This is a genomic window from Paenibacillus sp. HB172176, from assembly GCF_011947265.1.
Lineage (GTDB): Bacteria > Bacillota > Bacilli > Paenibacillales > Paenibacillaceae > Pristimantibacillus.
Genome location: NZ_JAATHD010000012.1, coordinates 1 through 16,049, shown reverse-complemented (window position 1 = coordinate 16,049; position 16,049 = coordinate 1). Strand labels below are relative to the sequence as shown.

At 53.0% G+C, this 16,049-nt stretch carries 16 protein-coding genes; 1 reads left to right on the top strand and 15 read right to left on the bottom strand.

Going from position 1 to position 16,049, the window contains the following annotated elements:
* Positions 1 to 252 precede the first annotated feature (252 nt).
* On the top strand, positions 253 to 609 hold the full coding sequence (locus HFP08_RS16120) for a hypothetical protein (RefSeq protein ID WP_168121636.1): 357 nt from the start codon (positions 253 to 255) through the stop codon (positions 607 to 609).
* Positions 610 to 760: 151 nt separating this feature from the next.
* Here HFP08_RS16120 and HFP08_RS16115 read toward each other — a convergent pair whose 3' ends face one another.
* The 15 genes from HFP08_RS16115 to HFP08_RS29025 all read right to left on the bottom strand — a co-directional run.
* Entirely contained in the window at positions 761 to 1,414 is a 654-nt protein-coding gene (locus HFP08_RS16115) for a BofC C-terminal domain-containing protein (RefSeq protein ID WP_168121635.1), read from the bottom strand.
* 95 nt (positions 1,415 to 1,509) lie between these two features.
* Positions 1,510 to 1,914 (bottom strand): thiol-disulfide oxidoreductase DCC family protein, encoded by a 405-nt coding sequence (locus HFP08_RS16110; RefSeq protein WP_206109267.1) that lies wholly within the window; start codon positions 1,912 to 1,914, stop codon positions 1,510 to 1,512.
* Between the two features lie 92 nt (positions 1,915 to 2,006).
* Positions 2,007 to 2,717 (bottom strand): DUF4367 domain-containing protein, encoded by a 711-nt coding sequence (locus tag HFP08_RS16105; protein ID WP_168121633.1) that lies wholly within the window; start codon positions 2,715 to 2,717, stop codon positions 2,007 to 2,009.
* Positions 2,710 to 3,264, bottom strand: a complete 555-nt coding sequence (locus HFP08_RS16100; RefSeq protein ID WP_168121632.1) for a sigma-70 family RNA polymerase sigma factor — start codon at positions 3,262 to 3,264, stop codon at positions 2,710 to 2,712. The genes HFP08_RS16105 and HFP08_RS16100 overlap by 8 nt, the downstream gene beginning before the upstream one ends.
* A 271-nt stretch (positions 3,265 to 3,535) precedes the next feature.
* Positions 3,536 to 5,251, bottom strand: a complete 1,716-nt coding sequence (locus HFP08_RS16095) for a proline--tRNA ligase (protein WP_168121631.1) — start codon at positions 5,249 to 5,251, stop codon at positions 3,536 to 3,538.
* A 353-nt stretch (positions 5,252 to 5,604) separates the two neighbouring features.
* Positions 5,605 to 6,378 carry an enoyl-ACP reductase FabI gene (gene fabI, locus HFP08_RS16090; RefSeq protein ID WP_168121630.1) on the bottom strand — a complete coding sequence of 258 codons (774 nt, stop codon included), beginning with the start codon at positions 6,376 to 6,378 and terminating at the stop codon, positions 5,605 to 5,607.
* Between the two features lie 269 nt (positions 6,379 to 6,647).
* The gene (locus HFP08_RS16085) at positions 6,648 to 8,621 is read right to left on the bottom strand and encodes a LysM peptidoglycan-binding domain-containing protein (protein WP_168121629.1); all 1,974 of its coding nucleotides are present in this window, start codon (positions 8,619 to 8,621) and stop codon (positions 6,648 to 6,650) included.
* 171 nt (positions 8,622 to 8,792) lie between these two features.
* Positions 8,793 to 9,674: a branched-chain-amino-acid transaminase gene (ilvE, locus tag HFP08_RS16080; RefSeq protein WP_168121628.1), complete on the bottom strand. Its 882-nt coding sequence runs from the start codon at positions 9,672 to 9,674 to the stop codon at positions 8,793 to 8,795.
* A gap of 51 nt (positions 9,675 to 9,725) precedes the next feature.
* Positions 9,726 to 10,613: a prephenate dehydratase gene (gene pheA, locus HFP08_RS16075; RefSeq protein ID WP_168121627.1), complete on the bottom strand. Its 888-nt coding sequence runs from the start codon at positions 10,611 to 10,613 to the stop codon at positions 9,726 to 9,728.
* Complete coding sequence (thrB, locus tag HFP08_RS16070; RefSeq protein ID WP_168121626.1) at positions 10,610 to 11,626, bottom strand: homoserine kinase; 1,017 nt, start codon at positions 11,624 to 11,626, stop codon at positions 10,610 to 10,612. Before thrB ends, pheA begins: the two co-directional genes overlap by 4 nt.
* A gap of 3 nt (positions 11,627 to 11,629) precedes the next feature.
* On the bottom strand, positions 11,630 to 12,916 hold the full coding sequence (locus tag HFP08_RS16065) for a homoserine dehydrogenase (protein WP_168121625.1): 1,287 nt from the start codon (positions 12,914 to 12,916) through the stop codon (positions 11,630 to 11,632).
* Between the two features lie 24 nt (positions 12,917 to 12,940).
* Positions 12,941 to 13,378 carry an ACT domain-containing protein gene (locus tag HFP08_RS16060; RefSeq protein ID WP_168121624.1) on the bottom strand — a complete coding sequence of 146 codons (438 nt, stop codon included), beginning with the start codon at positions 13,376 to 13,378 and terminating at the stop codon, positions 12,941 to 12,943.
* Between the two features lie 139 nt (positions 13,379 to 13,517).
* Positions 13,518 to 14,843: a GTPase ObgE gene (obgE, locus tag HFP08_RS16055; RefSeq protein ID WP_168121623.1), complete on the bottom strand. Its 1,326-nt coding sequence runs from the start codon at positions 14,841 to 14,843 to the stop codon at positions 13,518 to 13,520.
* A 13-nt stretch (positions 14,844 to 14,856) separates the two neighbouring features.
* Positions 14,857 to 15,594, bottom strand: a complete 738-nt coding sequence (locus HFP08_RS16050; protein WP_168121622.1) for a Spo0B domain-containing protein — start codon at positions 15,592 to 15,594, stop codon at positions 14,857 to 14,859.
* A 212-nt stretch (positions 15,595 to 15,806) separates the two neighbouring features.
* On the bottom strand, positions 15,807 to 16,049 hold a 243-nt coding region (locus HFP08_RS29025), incomplete at its 5' end, for a hypothetical protein (RefSeq protein ID WP_206109266.1).

The following is a 16,049-nucleotide window of genomic DNA, read 5'->3' as shown; positions in this document are numbered from 1 at the left end:
TAACGGTCGCGAATGTCCTTTAAAACCAGCTAGAGAGCCTCGAAAATGTCCGTTACCGTCGCAAGCGTTCATTTCCATCGAAATTTTATACGCGATAAGATTAAGAAAACCTCTACCCTCGGCCTTTCAAAGATGAGCGACCTAAAAGCTTTGCGGAGCAAAGCAGCTTCGTAAGCATAAGGCAAGTTTTATCGCCAAATAAATTTACAGTTTAGTAGACTGGAGAGGGCGCTGCAAGTCGAGAAAATCGACTTGCAGCGCTTGAAGTCCGCGGTTACAGGGCCGCAAGTCGAGAAAATCGATTTACAGCGCTTAAAGTCCGCGGTTACAGGGCTGCAAGTCGAGAAAATCGACTTGCAGCGCTTGAAGTCCGCGGTTACAGGGCCGCAAGTCGAGAAAATCGATTTGCAGCGCTTAAAGTCCGCGGTTACAGGGCTGCAAGTCGAGAAAATCGACTTGCAGCGCTTAAAGTCCGCGGTTACGGGGCTGCAAGTCGAGAAAATCGATTTGCAGCGCTTAAAGTCCGCGGAGTGGAGCATCTCCGTCGTCCGATCCTGGTCGAGTCGACCAGGAAAGCGGACAACTCCACACCGACATTTTACGCTATAATTACAAAAAAGACCGTTCAGCAATCGAACGGCCTTCCCTACAGCATAAATAGTTGTTTCCTACTATCGCTTATCCAGAATGATCATTTCTCTCCGATGGGTCGTTTCATTCTTTCGTCCAACTTTCTTTCGTTCGACTTATATCGCTTGGGTTAGTAGGCTTGCTTCCCGCCGTTGACTTCGTCCGCGGTCTTCGCGAAATCGCTGAACGTGGACAATACGCTGTTATATTCGTCAATATCCTTAACATGAATGCCCCGCGTCAATTGCTCCAGCTTCTCCTGCGGAAGACTGCTTTCCATAAACCGGACATCAAGCTGGAAAAACGTTCGCATCACCTTGTCTTCGCTTGGCTGCCCGTCGTAAAGGGAGAAGTACCCTTGTTTGTCAATGCCGAAATAAGCATGGGATTTGCAGTGGCTCGACAAGTCTGCCACCTGCTCTACGATTCGAATGGAACGCCCGTCGCGCTCCATCATAGCCGACCACTCGGGATGGTCTCCGAGCAGCTTAATCAAGGCTTGGGGCTGCAACTTGCCCAGAGCTTCCGTCTCTTCACCGCATATGAACATGCGGTGGAGCGTCGCCGACACCGGTTCCTCGCGCTCGCTCAAAAACTCGCTTAATGAAGGCTGCCCGTAATCACGCTCAGCCCCGGCGCGTTCTGCCAGAACAGCTCCGCCGAACAGTCCGATAGACAGCATGCCCGCGAACAGCCATAGAGCGATGCAACTGAGCGTCCATATTGGATTTCGCCCTCTTCGAATGCGTTTCTTCAATTGCTTCCACAAGCGGAATGCCATCATGAGGAAGTCCCCTTCGCTTACGTTTTCTGCTAGTGTGCGCTATTGCTGTATAATTATACAAGGCATATTGAAGCTGCGTTGGGGGAATTCATCGATCAATCCAGAAATCTGCTGCGAACGTCCGGTGAAGGCAGCATGCAGCTTTCTCTTTTTCCAAACCACTTGTAGCGCCTGTTCGCAACGAAGCCATAAACCGCATTCCTGAGCGGAGGCGGAACAGCCAGAAACAGATAACCAAGCTTCCAAACGCCGCTCAGCCTTCCGCAGATGCGCAGCGCCGCTCCAGACTTCGTATAAAGCTTGCCGTCTTCGATCAGCACAAAGCTTCCAAAATAGCCGCTTATTCCACGCTCTGCAAGCAGTCGCTTGCCTTCCTCGCCCTGCAAGGACGCGTATCGGAAATAATCGTCCGGATCATGCTCAATCATGAATTTCACGCTGCTGTTGCATAAATTGCAAACTCCGTCGAACAAAACTATGGCATGCTTGCCCGTTCTCATCGCTCGCATCCTCCTGCCTCTTAAAGCTTGCAAGGCTGTGAACCCTCAGCTCAAGTATAGCAGAAAGAGGACGGTCTATCGCCTCGCTTTGTTTATTGCATCGATTCCGCGACCTTCATCGCATCTGCCTCCGAAAGCGGCCCCGTAATCGTGAATTGATCCCCGTCAACCGTCCATACAAGCTCCGTAATGCCGGGAGACGCATGCACAAAACCGTGGACTCCGTTAATTTCAGTTGATTTGAACATGTCCAGCGGATACTCGAAATTCTCTTTACTCTGCATGACGGTGTAGAGCAATTCGCCCGAAGTGTACGTATACAGTACGCGGGTCGGATGATTCGCATCCATGCCCACGGCTTCGATCTTGATCAATTGATAGCCCTCCGGCATATAAGACGGCGTTAATAACTGAGAACCGTACAAGGATTTCGCTTCTTCGGGCGTTTGAACCTCCGTCGTAATAAGCGAGGAAAGCGAGCTCCCATTGTCGCCGGTGCCGTCGGCAGGCGATGTTATCCCGCTGTTATTGTTATCGGGCTGACCGCCGTAATCGCCTTGAAACATTGGCAGAGCCAGTATCAATAGAAGAGCTGCCGTGCCCGCCGCTACGGCGTACATCCATTTTTTGTACAGCATTGTCATCCATCCTCTCTTCGCCCATTTGTATTCCCCTTCACTTTCCGCCTCTATTCTCTTCCTTACCTCATTCTTCAATCTTGAATCAAATTGCAGAGATTGAAACAAAGTTTCATTGGATTCGGCCTGGTACTTTTGCTTCCATGCTTCCTCTTCCTTAGTCATGTTGATGCCCCTCCTCTCGTAGTTCGCGGCCCAGCATCTCTCTCGCCCGGTGAAGCCTGCTTCTTGCCGTTCCTTCCGCAACTCCGATTGCACTCGCGATTTCCGCCGTGGACAGCTCCTGATAATAATAGAGGAAGATGATTTCCTGAAAGGCGTCCGGAAGCTTCATCACGCTCTGCAATATTTCCGTTCTCCGAAGCTTCCTCATAGCCGCTTCCTCCGCGCTGACCGCCTCCGTCAAACGTATTCTTCCCGGCTCGATCGGCTGCTCCGCGAACATGCGCACGCCAAGCTTGTCTTTGCACAGATTGATGGCAATTCTCGTCAACCAGGTCTTCACGGAGCTATGTCCGCGGAAGGAGCTCCAGTTCCGGTAAGCGCGCAGGAACACCTCTTGACTGATATCCTCGGCCATGCCCCGGTCGCCGGTATAGAAGAAGGCGGTTCGCAGCACATAAGTGCCGTATTCATTCATTAACCCCTCGAGCGCTTCCATCGGCTCTTCAGGCAGTTTTTCATCATTTGTCAAGCCGGCCGGCTTTATCATTCAACCACCTCCGCCCTATTAGACGACTTCACTTGCAATTCCGCTCCCTGTTTCCATGCATTTCTTTCTGCGACGTTCTCTTTGACGACAGAAAGACAAGGAGGCAGAGAACAACGGCTCCCTGCCTCAACGCTCCATTCGCCATGCCCGGCAGATTCATGCTTAATCTTATGCCTGAGCTGCCCAGTCGTATATTCCCGCAGACGATCATCGTTCATCGTACCGCTTCACCCATTCCAAATCGGAAATCTATTGATCCCCTGCGGCCCGTTTATTCCTCTATTTCGCGCAAATCGGATAAAATCCTTGCCTCAGCCTGTGATTGACTTACAACGAGCTTCTCATGCCTGGATCGAACAACATATTCAACCTGCCCTTGCCCGGCATGCTTGCCGACAATGAGCCTCAGCGGTATTCCCATTAGGTCTGAATCCTTGAATTTGATGCCCGGTCTCTCGTCCCGATCATCCAGAAGCACCTCCACGCCCTGTTTGGTCAAGGAATCGTAGAGACCCCGCGCAAGCATCAACTGCTCCTCGTCCTTCATGGAAACGGGAACGATATGCACCTGATACGGCGCGATCGACATCGGCCACAGAATGCTTCCTTCATCGTGATGCTGCTCGATCACGGCGGAGAGTATACGGGATATGCCGATGCCGTAGCAGCCCATGATGAACGGCTGCGATTTCCCGCACGCGTCCAAATAATTCGCCGACAGCTTCTCGCTGTATTTGGTTCCCAGCTTGAACACATGTCCAAGCTCAATGCCGCGATGGAACTTCAGCTTTCCTTCCTCGCATCTCGGACAACCTTCTCCTTCGAGAACATTGCGGTAATCGCCGACATGCTCCAATGGGAAGTCGCGGCCAGGCTGCACATGACGCAGATGAAAATCATCCTCATTCGCCCCGGCAATGCCGTCTGGCATGGAAGCTGCTCCGTAATCAACGAGAAGCTTGAAAGGAAGGCCGATAGGGCCGATCGAACCGATCGAATGACCCAGCGCCGCATGAACCGCATCCGCGCCTGCCAGTTCGATTTCAGCAGCGCTAAGCGCGTTCATCACCTTGAGCTCATTCACTTCATGATCGCCGCGAACAACAACGGCGACAAGTTCGCCGTCGGCAAGGTAAATCAAGGTTTTCATGAGCTGAGAAGGTGGAATGTCAAGTGCTTCTGCGAGCTGTTCAATCGTCTTGAGCTCGGGCGTATGAAACTTCTCGGCTTGTATTTGAGATGGCTGCGCCTTCTCCTTGACATCCGCAATCGCTTCGGCCTTCTCCAGATTCGCAGCATAATCGCAATGCGTGCAGACGACGACGGTATCTTCGCCAATGTCCGCGAGCGCCATGAATTCATGCGTGCCGCCTTCTCCGCCTATTGAGCCCGCATCGGCCTCCACCGCTCGAAAAGCGATTCCGCAACGCTGGAAAATGCGTTTATACGCTTCGAACATTCGCCTGTAGGATCGATCCAGGCTATCCCAATCGGAGTCGAAGGAGTAGGCGTCCTTCATGAGGAATTCCCTGCCTCTTAGCAGCCCGAAACGCGGCCTCCGCTCATCCCTGAACTTCGTCTGAATCTGATACAGGATAACGGGAAGTCTGCGATATGTGTTGATCTCCTCCCGCACCAGCTTCGTCACAACCTCCTCATGCGTGGGACCAAGGACGAATTCGCGTTCATGGCGATCCTGGAGCCGCATAAGCTCCGGTCCGTATACCTCATAACGGCCGGATTCCTTCCACAGATCTCCGGGCTGAAGAGCCGGCATTAGCACCTCCTGGGCTCCCGCCGCTTCCATCTCTTCTCTTACGATGCTCTCAACTTTGCGAAGCACTCGTCTGCCAAGCGGCAAGTAGGTATAGATTCCTGCGGCCAGCTGCCGGATCAATCCCGCCCGCAGCATAAGCTGATGCGAAATCGCCTCCGCCTCGGAAGGCGTTTCCCTTAATGTGGTCCCGAATAATCGACTTTGAAGCATGCGCTCAGCTCCCGTTCAATCGTTTTTTTCAACAAAAAAAACACATCCGTCAGGGACGAATGTGTCGTGATACCACCCTGGTTCAATTGCCTCTGCTGCCTGCATAAGCATCATAATCGCAGGGGCAATCCTCCATTTCAATAACGGCCGACGCCGGTTTCGACTCTCATGGAGAAGCCGTCACTGCTCCCAAGGCAGGACAGTCTTTCGCTCGCGCAAGAAACCTCGCAGCCTCCGGGTTTCATTCTCTGATACGCGATTATGGAAAAACCGGACCTTGATCCACGCATTTTGATATGCTTGTAATTGCACTTAATGTATCGGATTGAAGCGATTTTGTCAATTAACGTTATCTAGCCCATAATATGATAGCCGGCATCGACATGAAGAACCTCCCCGGTAATGCCCCTGGAGAGATGGCTAAGCAGGAACAGCGTAGCATCTCCCACTTCATCCGCGTTCACATTGCGGCGCAGCGGAGCCCTCTCCTCAATCGTCGAGAGGATGTCGTTGAAGCCGGACACGCCTTTGGCCGACAAAGTCCGAATCGGCCCGGCCGATACGGCATTCACCCGAATCGCCTGCTTCCCCAGATCCTCCGCCAGGTATCTGACGCTTGCCTCGAGTGCCGCCTTCGCCACGCCCATGACATTGTAATTTTTCACGACTCGTTCGGCTCCGATATAGGATTGCGTGACCATGCTTCCGCCTTCATGCATGAGCTTTCGCGCCGCCCGGGCTACAGCGACGAGCGAATACGCACTAATGTCCTGAGACAGCAGATAGCCTTCGCGACTCGTCTGAACATACTCTCCCTTCAATTCATCCTTGTCAGCGAACGCGATCGAATGGACCAAGCCATGAATAACGCCAACCAAACGATCGATTTCCTCAAATGCTGTCTCTATGCTGCTATCCTCCGCAATATCGCAGGAAACGCAGAGCAGCGGATGAATGCCTTCCTCCTCCAGCAGCTGCGATAATTTCAACAGGGAACGCTCCTTCCTGTATGTAAAGATAAGCTCCGCTCCTTCGCGGTGCAACGACTTGGCAATGCCCCAGCCTATACTGCGTTCATTGGCGATACCCATTACGACGATTCTCTTGCCTGCCATCATTCCGCTCATTTTTACCCTCCAAAAATCATGCTTTTGCTTAGCGCGACCGTGCGCATTTATTAGAACCTGGTACTAATTGCGATGCATTCATTCTATCCCAAGCCTGGTTTTCCGTCAAACGGAGCGGAGCAGCTCCAATCTCAGCGCGAATACGCGAGTTCCCCTATTGCGAGGCGAGAGAGCTGACTATATCAACGGACTGCATCAAACAAACCGCAGCCTCTGGAGTCGCAGGATGGCGACGAGGCTGCGGCCGGACCTATATCTTTGGCTTTGGTTTATCGATTAAGCCAAGGACGGCTGGCGATCGTTTGTTTCTTCTTCGGACGAGGTTTTACCGTGCGAATGACGGCTTTTTTCCCTTTTTTGCGAGGCTTGGAGCCTTTGGTCGAACCACCCTTGAATGTGCTGACGAAATGCTCATCGAGCTCCTCGTCGCGTTCGCCGCCGCAGCCGCAATCTTTGCCGCCCGCCGCGTTATTGTTCACGCTGCTTCCATGCGTCCATGCGGGAGCCGGCGCATAAGGCGGGTATGGCATCCCATAACCATTGTTCATTCCTTCGTAGCCTTGCGTATTCATGACGGGCATACCTGTCGCATTCATGCCCGGATTGGCTCCGTAGCCCCAAGGCATCGTTCCATATGGCATCAAGGCAGGAGAAGGATATCCCATCATCATCGTTCCCGGAGGACATTCCTGCGGATACATTTGCGTCATGTCGCCATACGGGGACATGGCCGATTCCATTCCCGCATTCGATCCCATGCTCTGAGGCGAATACATCGGCATCATGTTCGAATCAGGCATGCCGTAAGACGACATGGCTTCGACCGCAGGCACATTATATTGATGGAACAAATCCATGCTTTGCATATAATTTGAATTGGCGGCATCGACAACATTCTCCACCGGCTTTTGAATCGGCAAAGCTTTGCCCGAAGACGCTGGCTTTACCTTAGTCGCCGGCGACACAGACATCGGCGCCATATTGCTGCTGAGCGGACTGATATTATTATTGCTGAGCGGCGATACATTGCCGCTTAGAGGGCTTACGTTGCTGCTGAGAGGCATCGCATTTCCGCCCATTGGCATCATATTGCTGTTGCTGAGCGGCGATACATTGCCGCTTAGAGGGCTTACGTTGCTGCTCAGAGGCATCGCATTTCCGCCCATTGACATCATATTACTGTTGCTGAGCGGCGATACATTGCCACTTAGAGGGCTTACGTTGCTGTTGAGAGGCATCGCATTTCCGCCCATTGACATCATATTACTGTTGCTGAGCGGCGATATATTGCCGCTCAGAGGACTTACGTTGCTGCTGAGAGGCATCGCATTTCCGCCCATTGGCATCATATTACTGTTGCTGAGCGGCGATACATTACTGCTTAGAGGACTTACGTTGCTGCTCAGCGGCATCGTTTTTCCACTTTGTGCTGCGGTTGGCAATGTTTTTCCGGTGCCGGCAGGAGATACTTGGCTGTTAGGCTGCGTTTTCGTCGCCAAGGGCTGCACATTGCTGCTGGACGGCTGTACTTTCGTGTTCGTGCTTAATGGCTCCGTCTTCGTGGCCAACGGCTCTACCTTCGTGCTTAACGGCTCTGTCTTTGTGGCCAACGGCTCTACCTTCGTGCTTAACGGCTCTGTCTTTGTGGCCAACGGCTCTACCTTGCCAGTCGCTTCCGTCTTCGGAACAGGCGATACGACCGGAGCCGTATTCTTCTTCTCTTGAATAGGAGCCGTATTCTTCTTATCTGTCGCCAGTCCCGTGAACGTCTTGCCGATAACCGGCGCTGTCGACAGCTTCCCTACTACGCCTTGCACGCCATTCATGATTGACGTTGGATGCAGCATATGCTTGCCGCCCGTACCTGCCGCTCCCGTCTTGCCTGTAGAAGCAGGCACAACGGAATTGGCCGTCGGAATATTCACCACTTCGCCTGTCAGAAGAACATTCGGATTCTTCAACTGCGGGTTCGCCGCAATCATCGTAGCCAGCGGGACCCCCCACGCCTTCGACAGCTTCCACAAGGAATCTCCTTGCATGACGACATGCTGATGCATAATGTCCATCTCGCCCATACTGGCCAAGCCGGTATCCTTGGATGGAATCTTGATCTTCATTCCCACATCGATTACATTCGGATCGGTAATGCCCGGATTCAGCTTCAAAACATCTTCAAGCGATACATCATACTTCTCGCAAATCATGTATAATGTGTCGCCGCTTTTTACCATATGGATTTTCACTCGCCGACAACCTCCTGTCACGTTCTAAATAACACGGTACCCCTCATACCTGTTATCAGTCTCTACATCCTATGCAGCACATGGGCAGGTGTCGCCATTTTCGCAAAAAAAACCTGCGGCAGCCATCGGGGCAAGCTCTCCCGAGTGCTGTTGCAGGCTTGGCTTCCTATGTTATTCGTAGACTTTCACACCGTCTATGTTGACAATCTTGCGGAATTCCTTCAAGAGATGCGTCGTAATCGGACCCGCCTGACCGGAGCCGATCTTGCGTCCGTCCACCTCGCGAACCGCGATAACCTCGGCCGCCGTGCCCGTGAAGAATACCTCGTCGGCGACGAACACATCATGCAGCGTAAACGGCTCTTCCTTCAGCTTATAGCCGAGCTTCTCGCATAATTCCATGATCGTCGCGCGCGTAATGCCTTCCAGAGCGCCTATATAGCATGGAGGCGTGAAGACGACGCCCTTCTTGATAATGAATATATTATCGCTGGAGCCTTCCGCCACATAGCCCTGCGCGTTTAGCATAATCGCTTCACCGACGCCGGCAAGGTTCGCTTGGATTTTGACCAGAATATTGTTGAGATAGTTGAGCGACTTGATCTTCGGATTAAGCGCATCCGGAATGTTGCGGCGCTGCGAAACCGATACCGAAACGAGACCGTTCTTGTAGGCTTCCTCCGGATAGATCGCAAGCTGCTCCACGATGATGATGACATTGGCGATCGGGCACCGATTCGGATCAAGACCCAAATTTCCCGTACCGCGGGAAACCACAAGTCTAATATAGCCCGAACGAAGCTCATTGCGGCGAATGGTTTCCACGAGCGCCGCTTCCATCTCCTCGAAGGAGAGCGGAATATTCAGCATGATCGACTTTGCCGAATCGTACAGCCTGTCCAGATGCTCTTTGCATTTGAAAATATTGCCGTCATAAATGCGAATGCCTTCGAAAATGCCGTCTCCATATAAAAATCCATGATCATAGACCGAAATTTTCGCGTCTTCCTTCGAAACATATTCCCCGTTTAAGTAAATCCATTGCTGTGCCATTGCTAACTTCGCACCTCCGTGAATTGGTTAACCTGTCCCATCTATTATCGTTCAATTACCGCTTCTATTCAACAACTGCTCGTAAGTGAAGCTCGGATAACAGCCCAAGAGCCGAATGGAGCTCCCGATGGCTTCAATCTCCTGCAAGGCCGATTGCAGCAGGAAATCATCCATCGACTTCTCAATCTCGATATAGAAATAATAATTGCCCAGCTTCTTCTTCGTCGGACGGGACTCAATACGCGACAAGTTAATTCGCCGCCATGCGAACGCCGACAGCACCTGATGAAGAGCTCCGGGATAATCCTCGGGCAGCGTCACCAAAATGCTGGTCTTAATTCGATTGGAGGTATAAGCGGTATAAGGCTCCTTGCCTACCAGCATGAACCGCGTGTAATTATTGTCATGATCCGTAATTTCGTTCGCCAGCAAATCCAGCCCGTTAGTCGCCGCCGCAATTCGCGTGCCGATGGCCGCGATGCCTTCGCCGGGATGATCGCGCACGATCCGAACCGCTTCCGCCGTCGAGCTTACATGCTCCGTCTCGGCCTGCGGCATACGCGTCCGCAGAAATTGCAGACATTGCGCCATCGCGACCGGATGGGAGATGACCTTCTTGATTCGCGAGAAATCCAGCTCTCCTTCTGCGCTCTGAAGCTCGGAGGCTCTTCCGATCAAATTCTGAATCGACGGGTATACCCATTCCGCCTGCATCGGAAGATCAACCTCATGCACGAGCCAGTCCATATGCAAGGAAACAGAGCCTTCAATCGTATTTTCGATAGGAATAATGCTGTAATCGCTCGTTCCGTTCACCGTCGCCTGAAACACATCCGCTATTAAGCGATGATACTCCCAGGCAACCTCTTCTCCTGCAAAAAGCTGCTTGGCCGCTTCGTCGGAGACGGAGCCGGCCGGCAGCAAAGCTATTGTCTTCATGCGTTTACTTCTCCTTTGATTCGCTCCAGCAATGCCGGCGATAGGCCGAACGCGCCGGATTTGTCGCCAGACGACGGAGAAACTGTCTCCGCCGTTACCTCGGCGCCGCTTAAGGCTGGCGCCAGCCATTGGCACTCGGACGCGATGCCTTCCTTCTGCAGCGTCGCCTGCAGGAACCGCTCCAGCTCGCCCTTCTCCGAGCTGGCGGCGTCGACGAACGCAATCAGCGTGGGCCCCGCCCCGCTGAGCGCGACGCCCAGCGCGCCGAAGTCTGCGGCGCGCTCGAGAATCTCCGCCATGCCGGGAATAAGCGCTGCCCGATAGGGCTGGTGCAGCTTATCCTTCATAGCATGGCGAATGAGCGCGAGCTCGCCGCCGGCCAGCGCGGCAACGAGCAGCGAGCTGCGGCCGACGTTGAACACCGCGTCGGCCATGCTCACCTCGGAAGGCAGCGCATGCCTCGCCTTCTCGGTCAAGAGATGGAACGCCGGAATCGCGACCAGCGTTCTCAGCGCCTCGGGCGGCTCAATCCGCGCAACCTGCGCTGCCTCGCCGTCCCAGGCCGAAACCACGATGCCGCCGAACAATGACGCGGCGACATTATCCGGATGGCCTTCCATCGCTGTCGCCATCTGGAACAGCTTATCCTTGCTCAGCGGGCTCCCGATGAGCGCGTTCGCCGCGACCAGCGCTCCGATAATTGCCGAAGCGCTGCTTCCAAGTCCGCGCGCAAGCGGAATCTCACTGTACATCGCAATGTTCAGCTCAGGCACATTCGCCCCCGCTTCCTTGAATACCATCTGAGCTACTTTGTACAACAAATTCGATTTATCCTTCGGCAATTGATCCATGCCGTCTCCGAAAAGCTGGAAGCTTGTTTCTCCAGAGCCGGCCTCCGACATTTCAATCCACGCATACAAGGACAACGCCATTCCGAGCGAATCGAAGCCCGGGCCGAGATTCGCCGTGGAGGCGGGAACCTTTACAGTAACTCTCCGATTTCCCATTCCCATCGCTTAACCTTCTACCCGATAGACGCTTTTCACTTTATTAACCACGTCAAGCGATTCGAACATCGCGATGACCTTCCCCAGCGCCGCTTTGTTCGCGTCATGCGTAATGATAATAATTTCCGCATCCGGGTTGGTCGGATTCGGCTGCTGTAACACCGACTCGAGGCTAACCTCGTAATCGGCGAACACCTGTGTAATGCGGGCCAGCACGCCGGCGCGATCCGCCACATGAAGAAGCAGGAAATATTTCGACGAAATTTGCTCATCCGTCTTCAGCTTCTTCTCTTTATAGATCAAGCTGCTCTGTTGTCCGTTCACGCCAAGCCTTAAGTTTTTCGCTACGGCTACGACATCCGCCACAATCGAGGTCGCCGTCGGCAGCTCGCCCGCGCCGGCTCCGTAGAACATCGTCTCGCCGACCGCCTCGCCGTAGACGTACACCGCGTTGAACACACCGTTCACGGAAGCGATCGGATGCGTCTCCTTCACCATCGTCGGCTGCACGCTCACGGAGATGAGATCATCCTGACGGTCTGCAATCCCAAGCAGCTTAAGCTCGTAGCCAAGACGCTTCGCGTACAGGATATCCTCTTTGCTTACCGAGGATATTCCCTCAGTAGACACATCCTCGAGATCCACGTTCGAGCGGAAGCCCAGCGAGGAGAGAATCGTCATCTTGCGTGCCGCGTCAAGGCCCTCCACGTCGGAAGTCGGATCCGCTTCAGCATAGCCCAGCTCCTGCGCTTCCTTAAGCACATCCTCATAAGACGCGCCCTCCTGGCTCATCTTCGTCAAAATGTAGTTCGTCGTGCCGTTCACGATGCCCATAATCTTCGTAATCCGATCCGACGAGAAGCCCTCCACCAGGGTGCGGATAATCGGGATGCCGCCCGCAACGCTGGCTTCGTAGAAGACGTCGCAGCGATACTGCTCGGCCTTCGCCAATATTTCCGGACCGTGCATCGCCATCAGATCCTTGTTCGCCGTTACGATATGCTTGCCGCGCGACAACGCTTCGAGCATGTATTCCTTCGTATGGGCAATGCCGCCCATCACTTCCACAATGACATCGATCTCGGGATCGCGAATGATTTCCCAAGGGTCCTCCGTCAGCTTCTCCTGAGAAATGGCAATATTGCGGGACTTGCTCTTATTCTGCACCAGAACCTTCTCAATCATGATTGGCGAACCAACCTGGGACTGCAAATCCTCTTGATGACCTTCGACAATGCGGACGACGCCGGTTCCCACCGTGCCCAGCCCCAGCAATCCTATCTTAATCGGCTTCATATGACTCCTCCATATCCTGCTTCATTATCCCTGTCCAATGACAAGCGCCTTGCGCACACCAATTTGTCTGCCCAGCAGCTCAAGAAGCTCAGAGAGCTCTCCCGCAAGCTGCGATATGTCCACCGAAAGCACGACATTGGCAAAGCCTTGGAGCGGAATGCTCTGATTCATCGTCAGCACATTGCCCTCCTGACCTGCGATCAGGCCGAGTACCCGGGACAGCACGCCGGAGCGATGCTCCAGATCCATCGAAATCGTCACGATTCGCTCTCTCGCGATTTCGTTCAACGCATATACCCCGTCCTTGTACTTATAGAACGCGCTGCGGCTGAGTCCTGCACGCTCCACCGCCTCATGCACCGTCGCCGCTCCGCCGCTGCTGAGCAACTCCTTCACCTGAATCGTCTTCAATATCGCTTCCGGCAAAATGTCCTCCCGAACGACATAATAGCGTTCTGCCATTTTCGTCCTCCTCAAAAAGACAAATGTTCACCTATAGTGGACATTATATCGAATGAAGCCGAGATCGGCAATAGGCAATTACGAAAAAAGACGACTTTCGTCGTCTGTTTCCTCGCACAAAGGCTTTATGCGGCAATAATCAGTCATAAGGATTATAGTCGCTGCCCTCAAAAAATTCAAAAGCAAAATCGCCGACCTGCACCATGTCGCCGTCCTTCGCGCCCTCCTTGCGAAGCGCCGCGTCCACGCCGAGCTTCCTCATCATGCGGGCGAAGCGCATAATGGCGTCATAGGAGTTCAAGTTCATCCGTTTCATCGCGCGTCTGATGCCTTCGCTTTCCACGACGAAGATTTCATCCTCGCGATGAATGGTGAACGTGATCGCTTCCCGCTTCTCGTAAGTGAACACCTTGCGCTCCTCGATATCCTTCACTTCTTCGACCTCGACCTGTTCCGCAGCCGAATCAAGCGCGTCCGCCGCCTTGTACAGCAGCTCTTGAATGCCCTGCTTCGTCAACGAGGATATCTCTACGATTTCATACGCTTTATCTCCCTGCTCCCCGGCAAGCTGCTCCTTGAAAAGCTCGAGAAGCTCGGCCGCCTCCGGCATGTCCATCTTGTTCGCGGCGATAATCTGCGGTCGGTCCGCCAGCTTCTCGTTGTACAGCAGGAGCTCCGCGTTAATCTTCTGCCAATCCTCGAACGGATCGCGGCCATCCGCCGCCGACATGTCGACCACATGGATAATAACTCTTGTCCGCTCGACATGACGGAGAAATTCATGACCAAGTCCGACGCCTTCATGCGCGCCTTCGATCAAGCCCGGAAGATCCGCCATAACGAAGCTTCTTCCGTCTCCGACATCGACCACGCCAAGATTCGGCGTAATCGTCGTGAAATGATACGCTCCGATTTTCGGCTTTGCTCCGGATACAACGGATAGCAGCGTTGACTTGCCAACGCTCGGAAACCCGACCAGGCCGATATCGGCCATAACCTTCAGCTCGAGCACGATCCAGCGCTCCTGCCCCTCTTCCCCGTTCTCGGAAATATACGGCGCAGGGTTGGTCGCTGTAGCGAAACGGCAATTGCCGCGTCCGCCGCGTCCCCCCTTGGCTACGACTACCTCTTGCCCATGTCTGGTCATATCCGCAATCATCTCGTTTGTATCATCGTCAATAATAATCGTCCCCGGCGGAATGCGCACGATCGTATCCTCCGCGCTTGCGCCATGCATGCTCTTCACCTTGCCGCGTTCTCCGCGCTGCGCTTTGAAATGCTTCTGATATCTGAAGTCCATCAGCGTACGCAAGCCTTCGTCCACGCGGAAGATCAGATCCCCGCCATTTCCGCCGTCGCCGCCCGCAGGACCGCCGTTCTCTACATATTTCTCGCGCCGAAACGAGATGATGCCATCTCCGCCGTCGCCGCCCTTTACGAATATCTTTGCCTTATCGACAAACATGTCTTGCCTCCGTTCACGCGCGCATTTCCGCTTTAAGCAGCATTTTGCTGCTGGAATGCTCGGAGCCGACCACCTGAAGCGGCGCTCCTTCTAATTGCTTTGAAATTTTTTGCTTCCATTGCTGCTCGTTGATCAATTCGCCTTCATAATAGAAAGCGGCAGTCAACGCCTCATCATCCGCGCTTAGCTCCAGTCTTAATATGGCTTGCTCATAAGAGCCGGGATTCATCGAAAATCGATACGCGTTAATGGTATGTATAAGCGTCTCCGCTATTTTGTCTCCGTTCATACATTGTTCATTCAGATTAAGCTCGCCTTCGATATCCACCTCGAGCACCAACGAATTCGTCAGCGTACGGAACGATTGGATATAGCCGATCAAAGCCGGATTTCCAAGCTTCGCGATCGAGCTTTCCCTGCCCATCTTCGCGACGATCTTCTCCATGAAAGGAATCGTCTTCTCCAGCTTGCCCATTCTCGCATAACCGTATAAGACCTGCAGATCGTTCATCCAATCATGTCGATGATGATTTAACGTCCGAATGCCTGCGGACTGCATCGATTGAATCGTACGTGACAGACGGTCCTTCTGCTCGCGACGCTCCGAGAGGATCCATAGGACGGCTGCCGCCGCCAGCCAGATCATGAACAATACCGCTGACCACAGCTGCTCATGCCAAAGGATAAGAGCAATCATTGGAACCAGGATTGAGGCCGCCGCGTAATGCTTCGCTGCTTTCAAGCGTCCCATTCGTAAGAAACCTACCTTCTTGGAAAATGCTAGCTAATCCAGTATATCACGCCGCCGTCAATCGGTCATCATAGAGGTTGTTCAAAAAGCTCAATTTCAATAACGAAGTTTAACTGTAAGTCGCTCGACATCCCATATTGCATTCAGCCGAAAAAGCTTATGCTTACGAAGTACGTTTCTCACGAAACGTTTCCGCTACTCACTTTCTAGCTTCATACAATCTGCTGAAGCGTTTTTGAAAAAAAACGCAGCATCGGAAGCATAGGCTTTCTTGAAATCGAACTTTTTGAACTTGCACTTATAGAAAATGAGAAAACCTCTATCGAGGCCTTTCGAAGATGAGCGACCGCGTTTAGAGGTAGGTTTAATACGAAAATAAATGCTGCATAATGGATGGTATGGTGGTTACGAGCAAAAAAAAGCCCCACCTCCCGAAAATCTGATGTTTCAAAAAA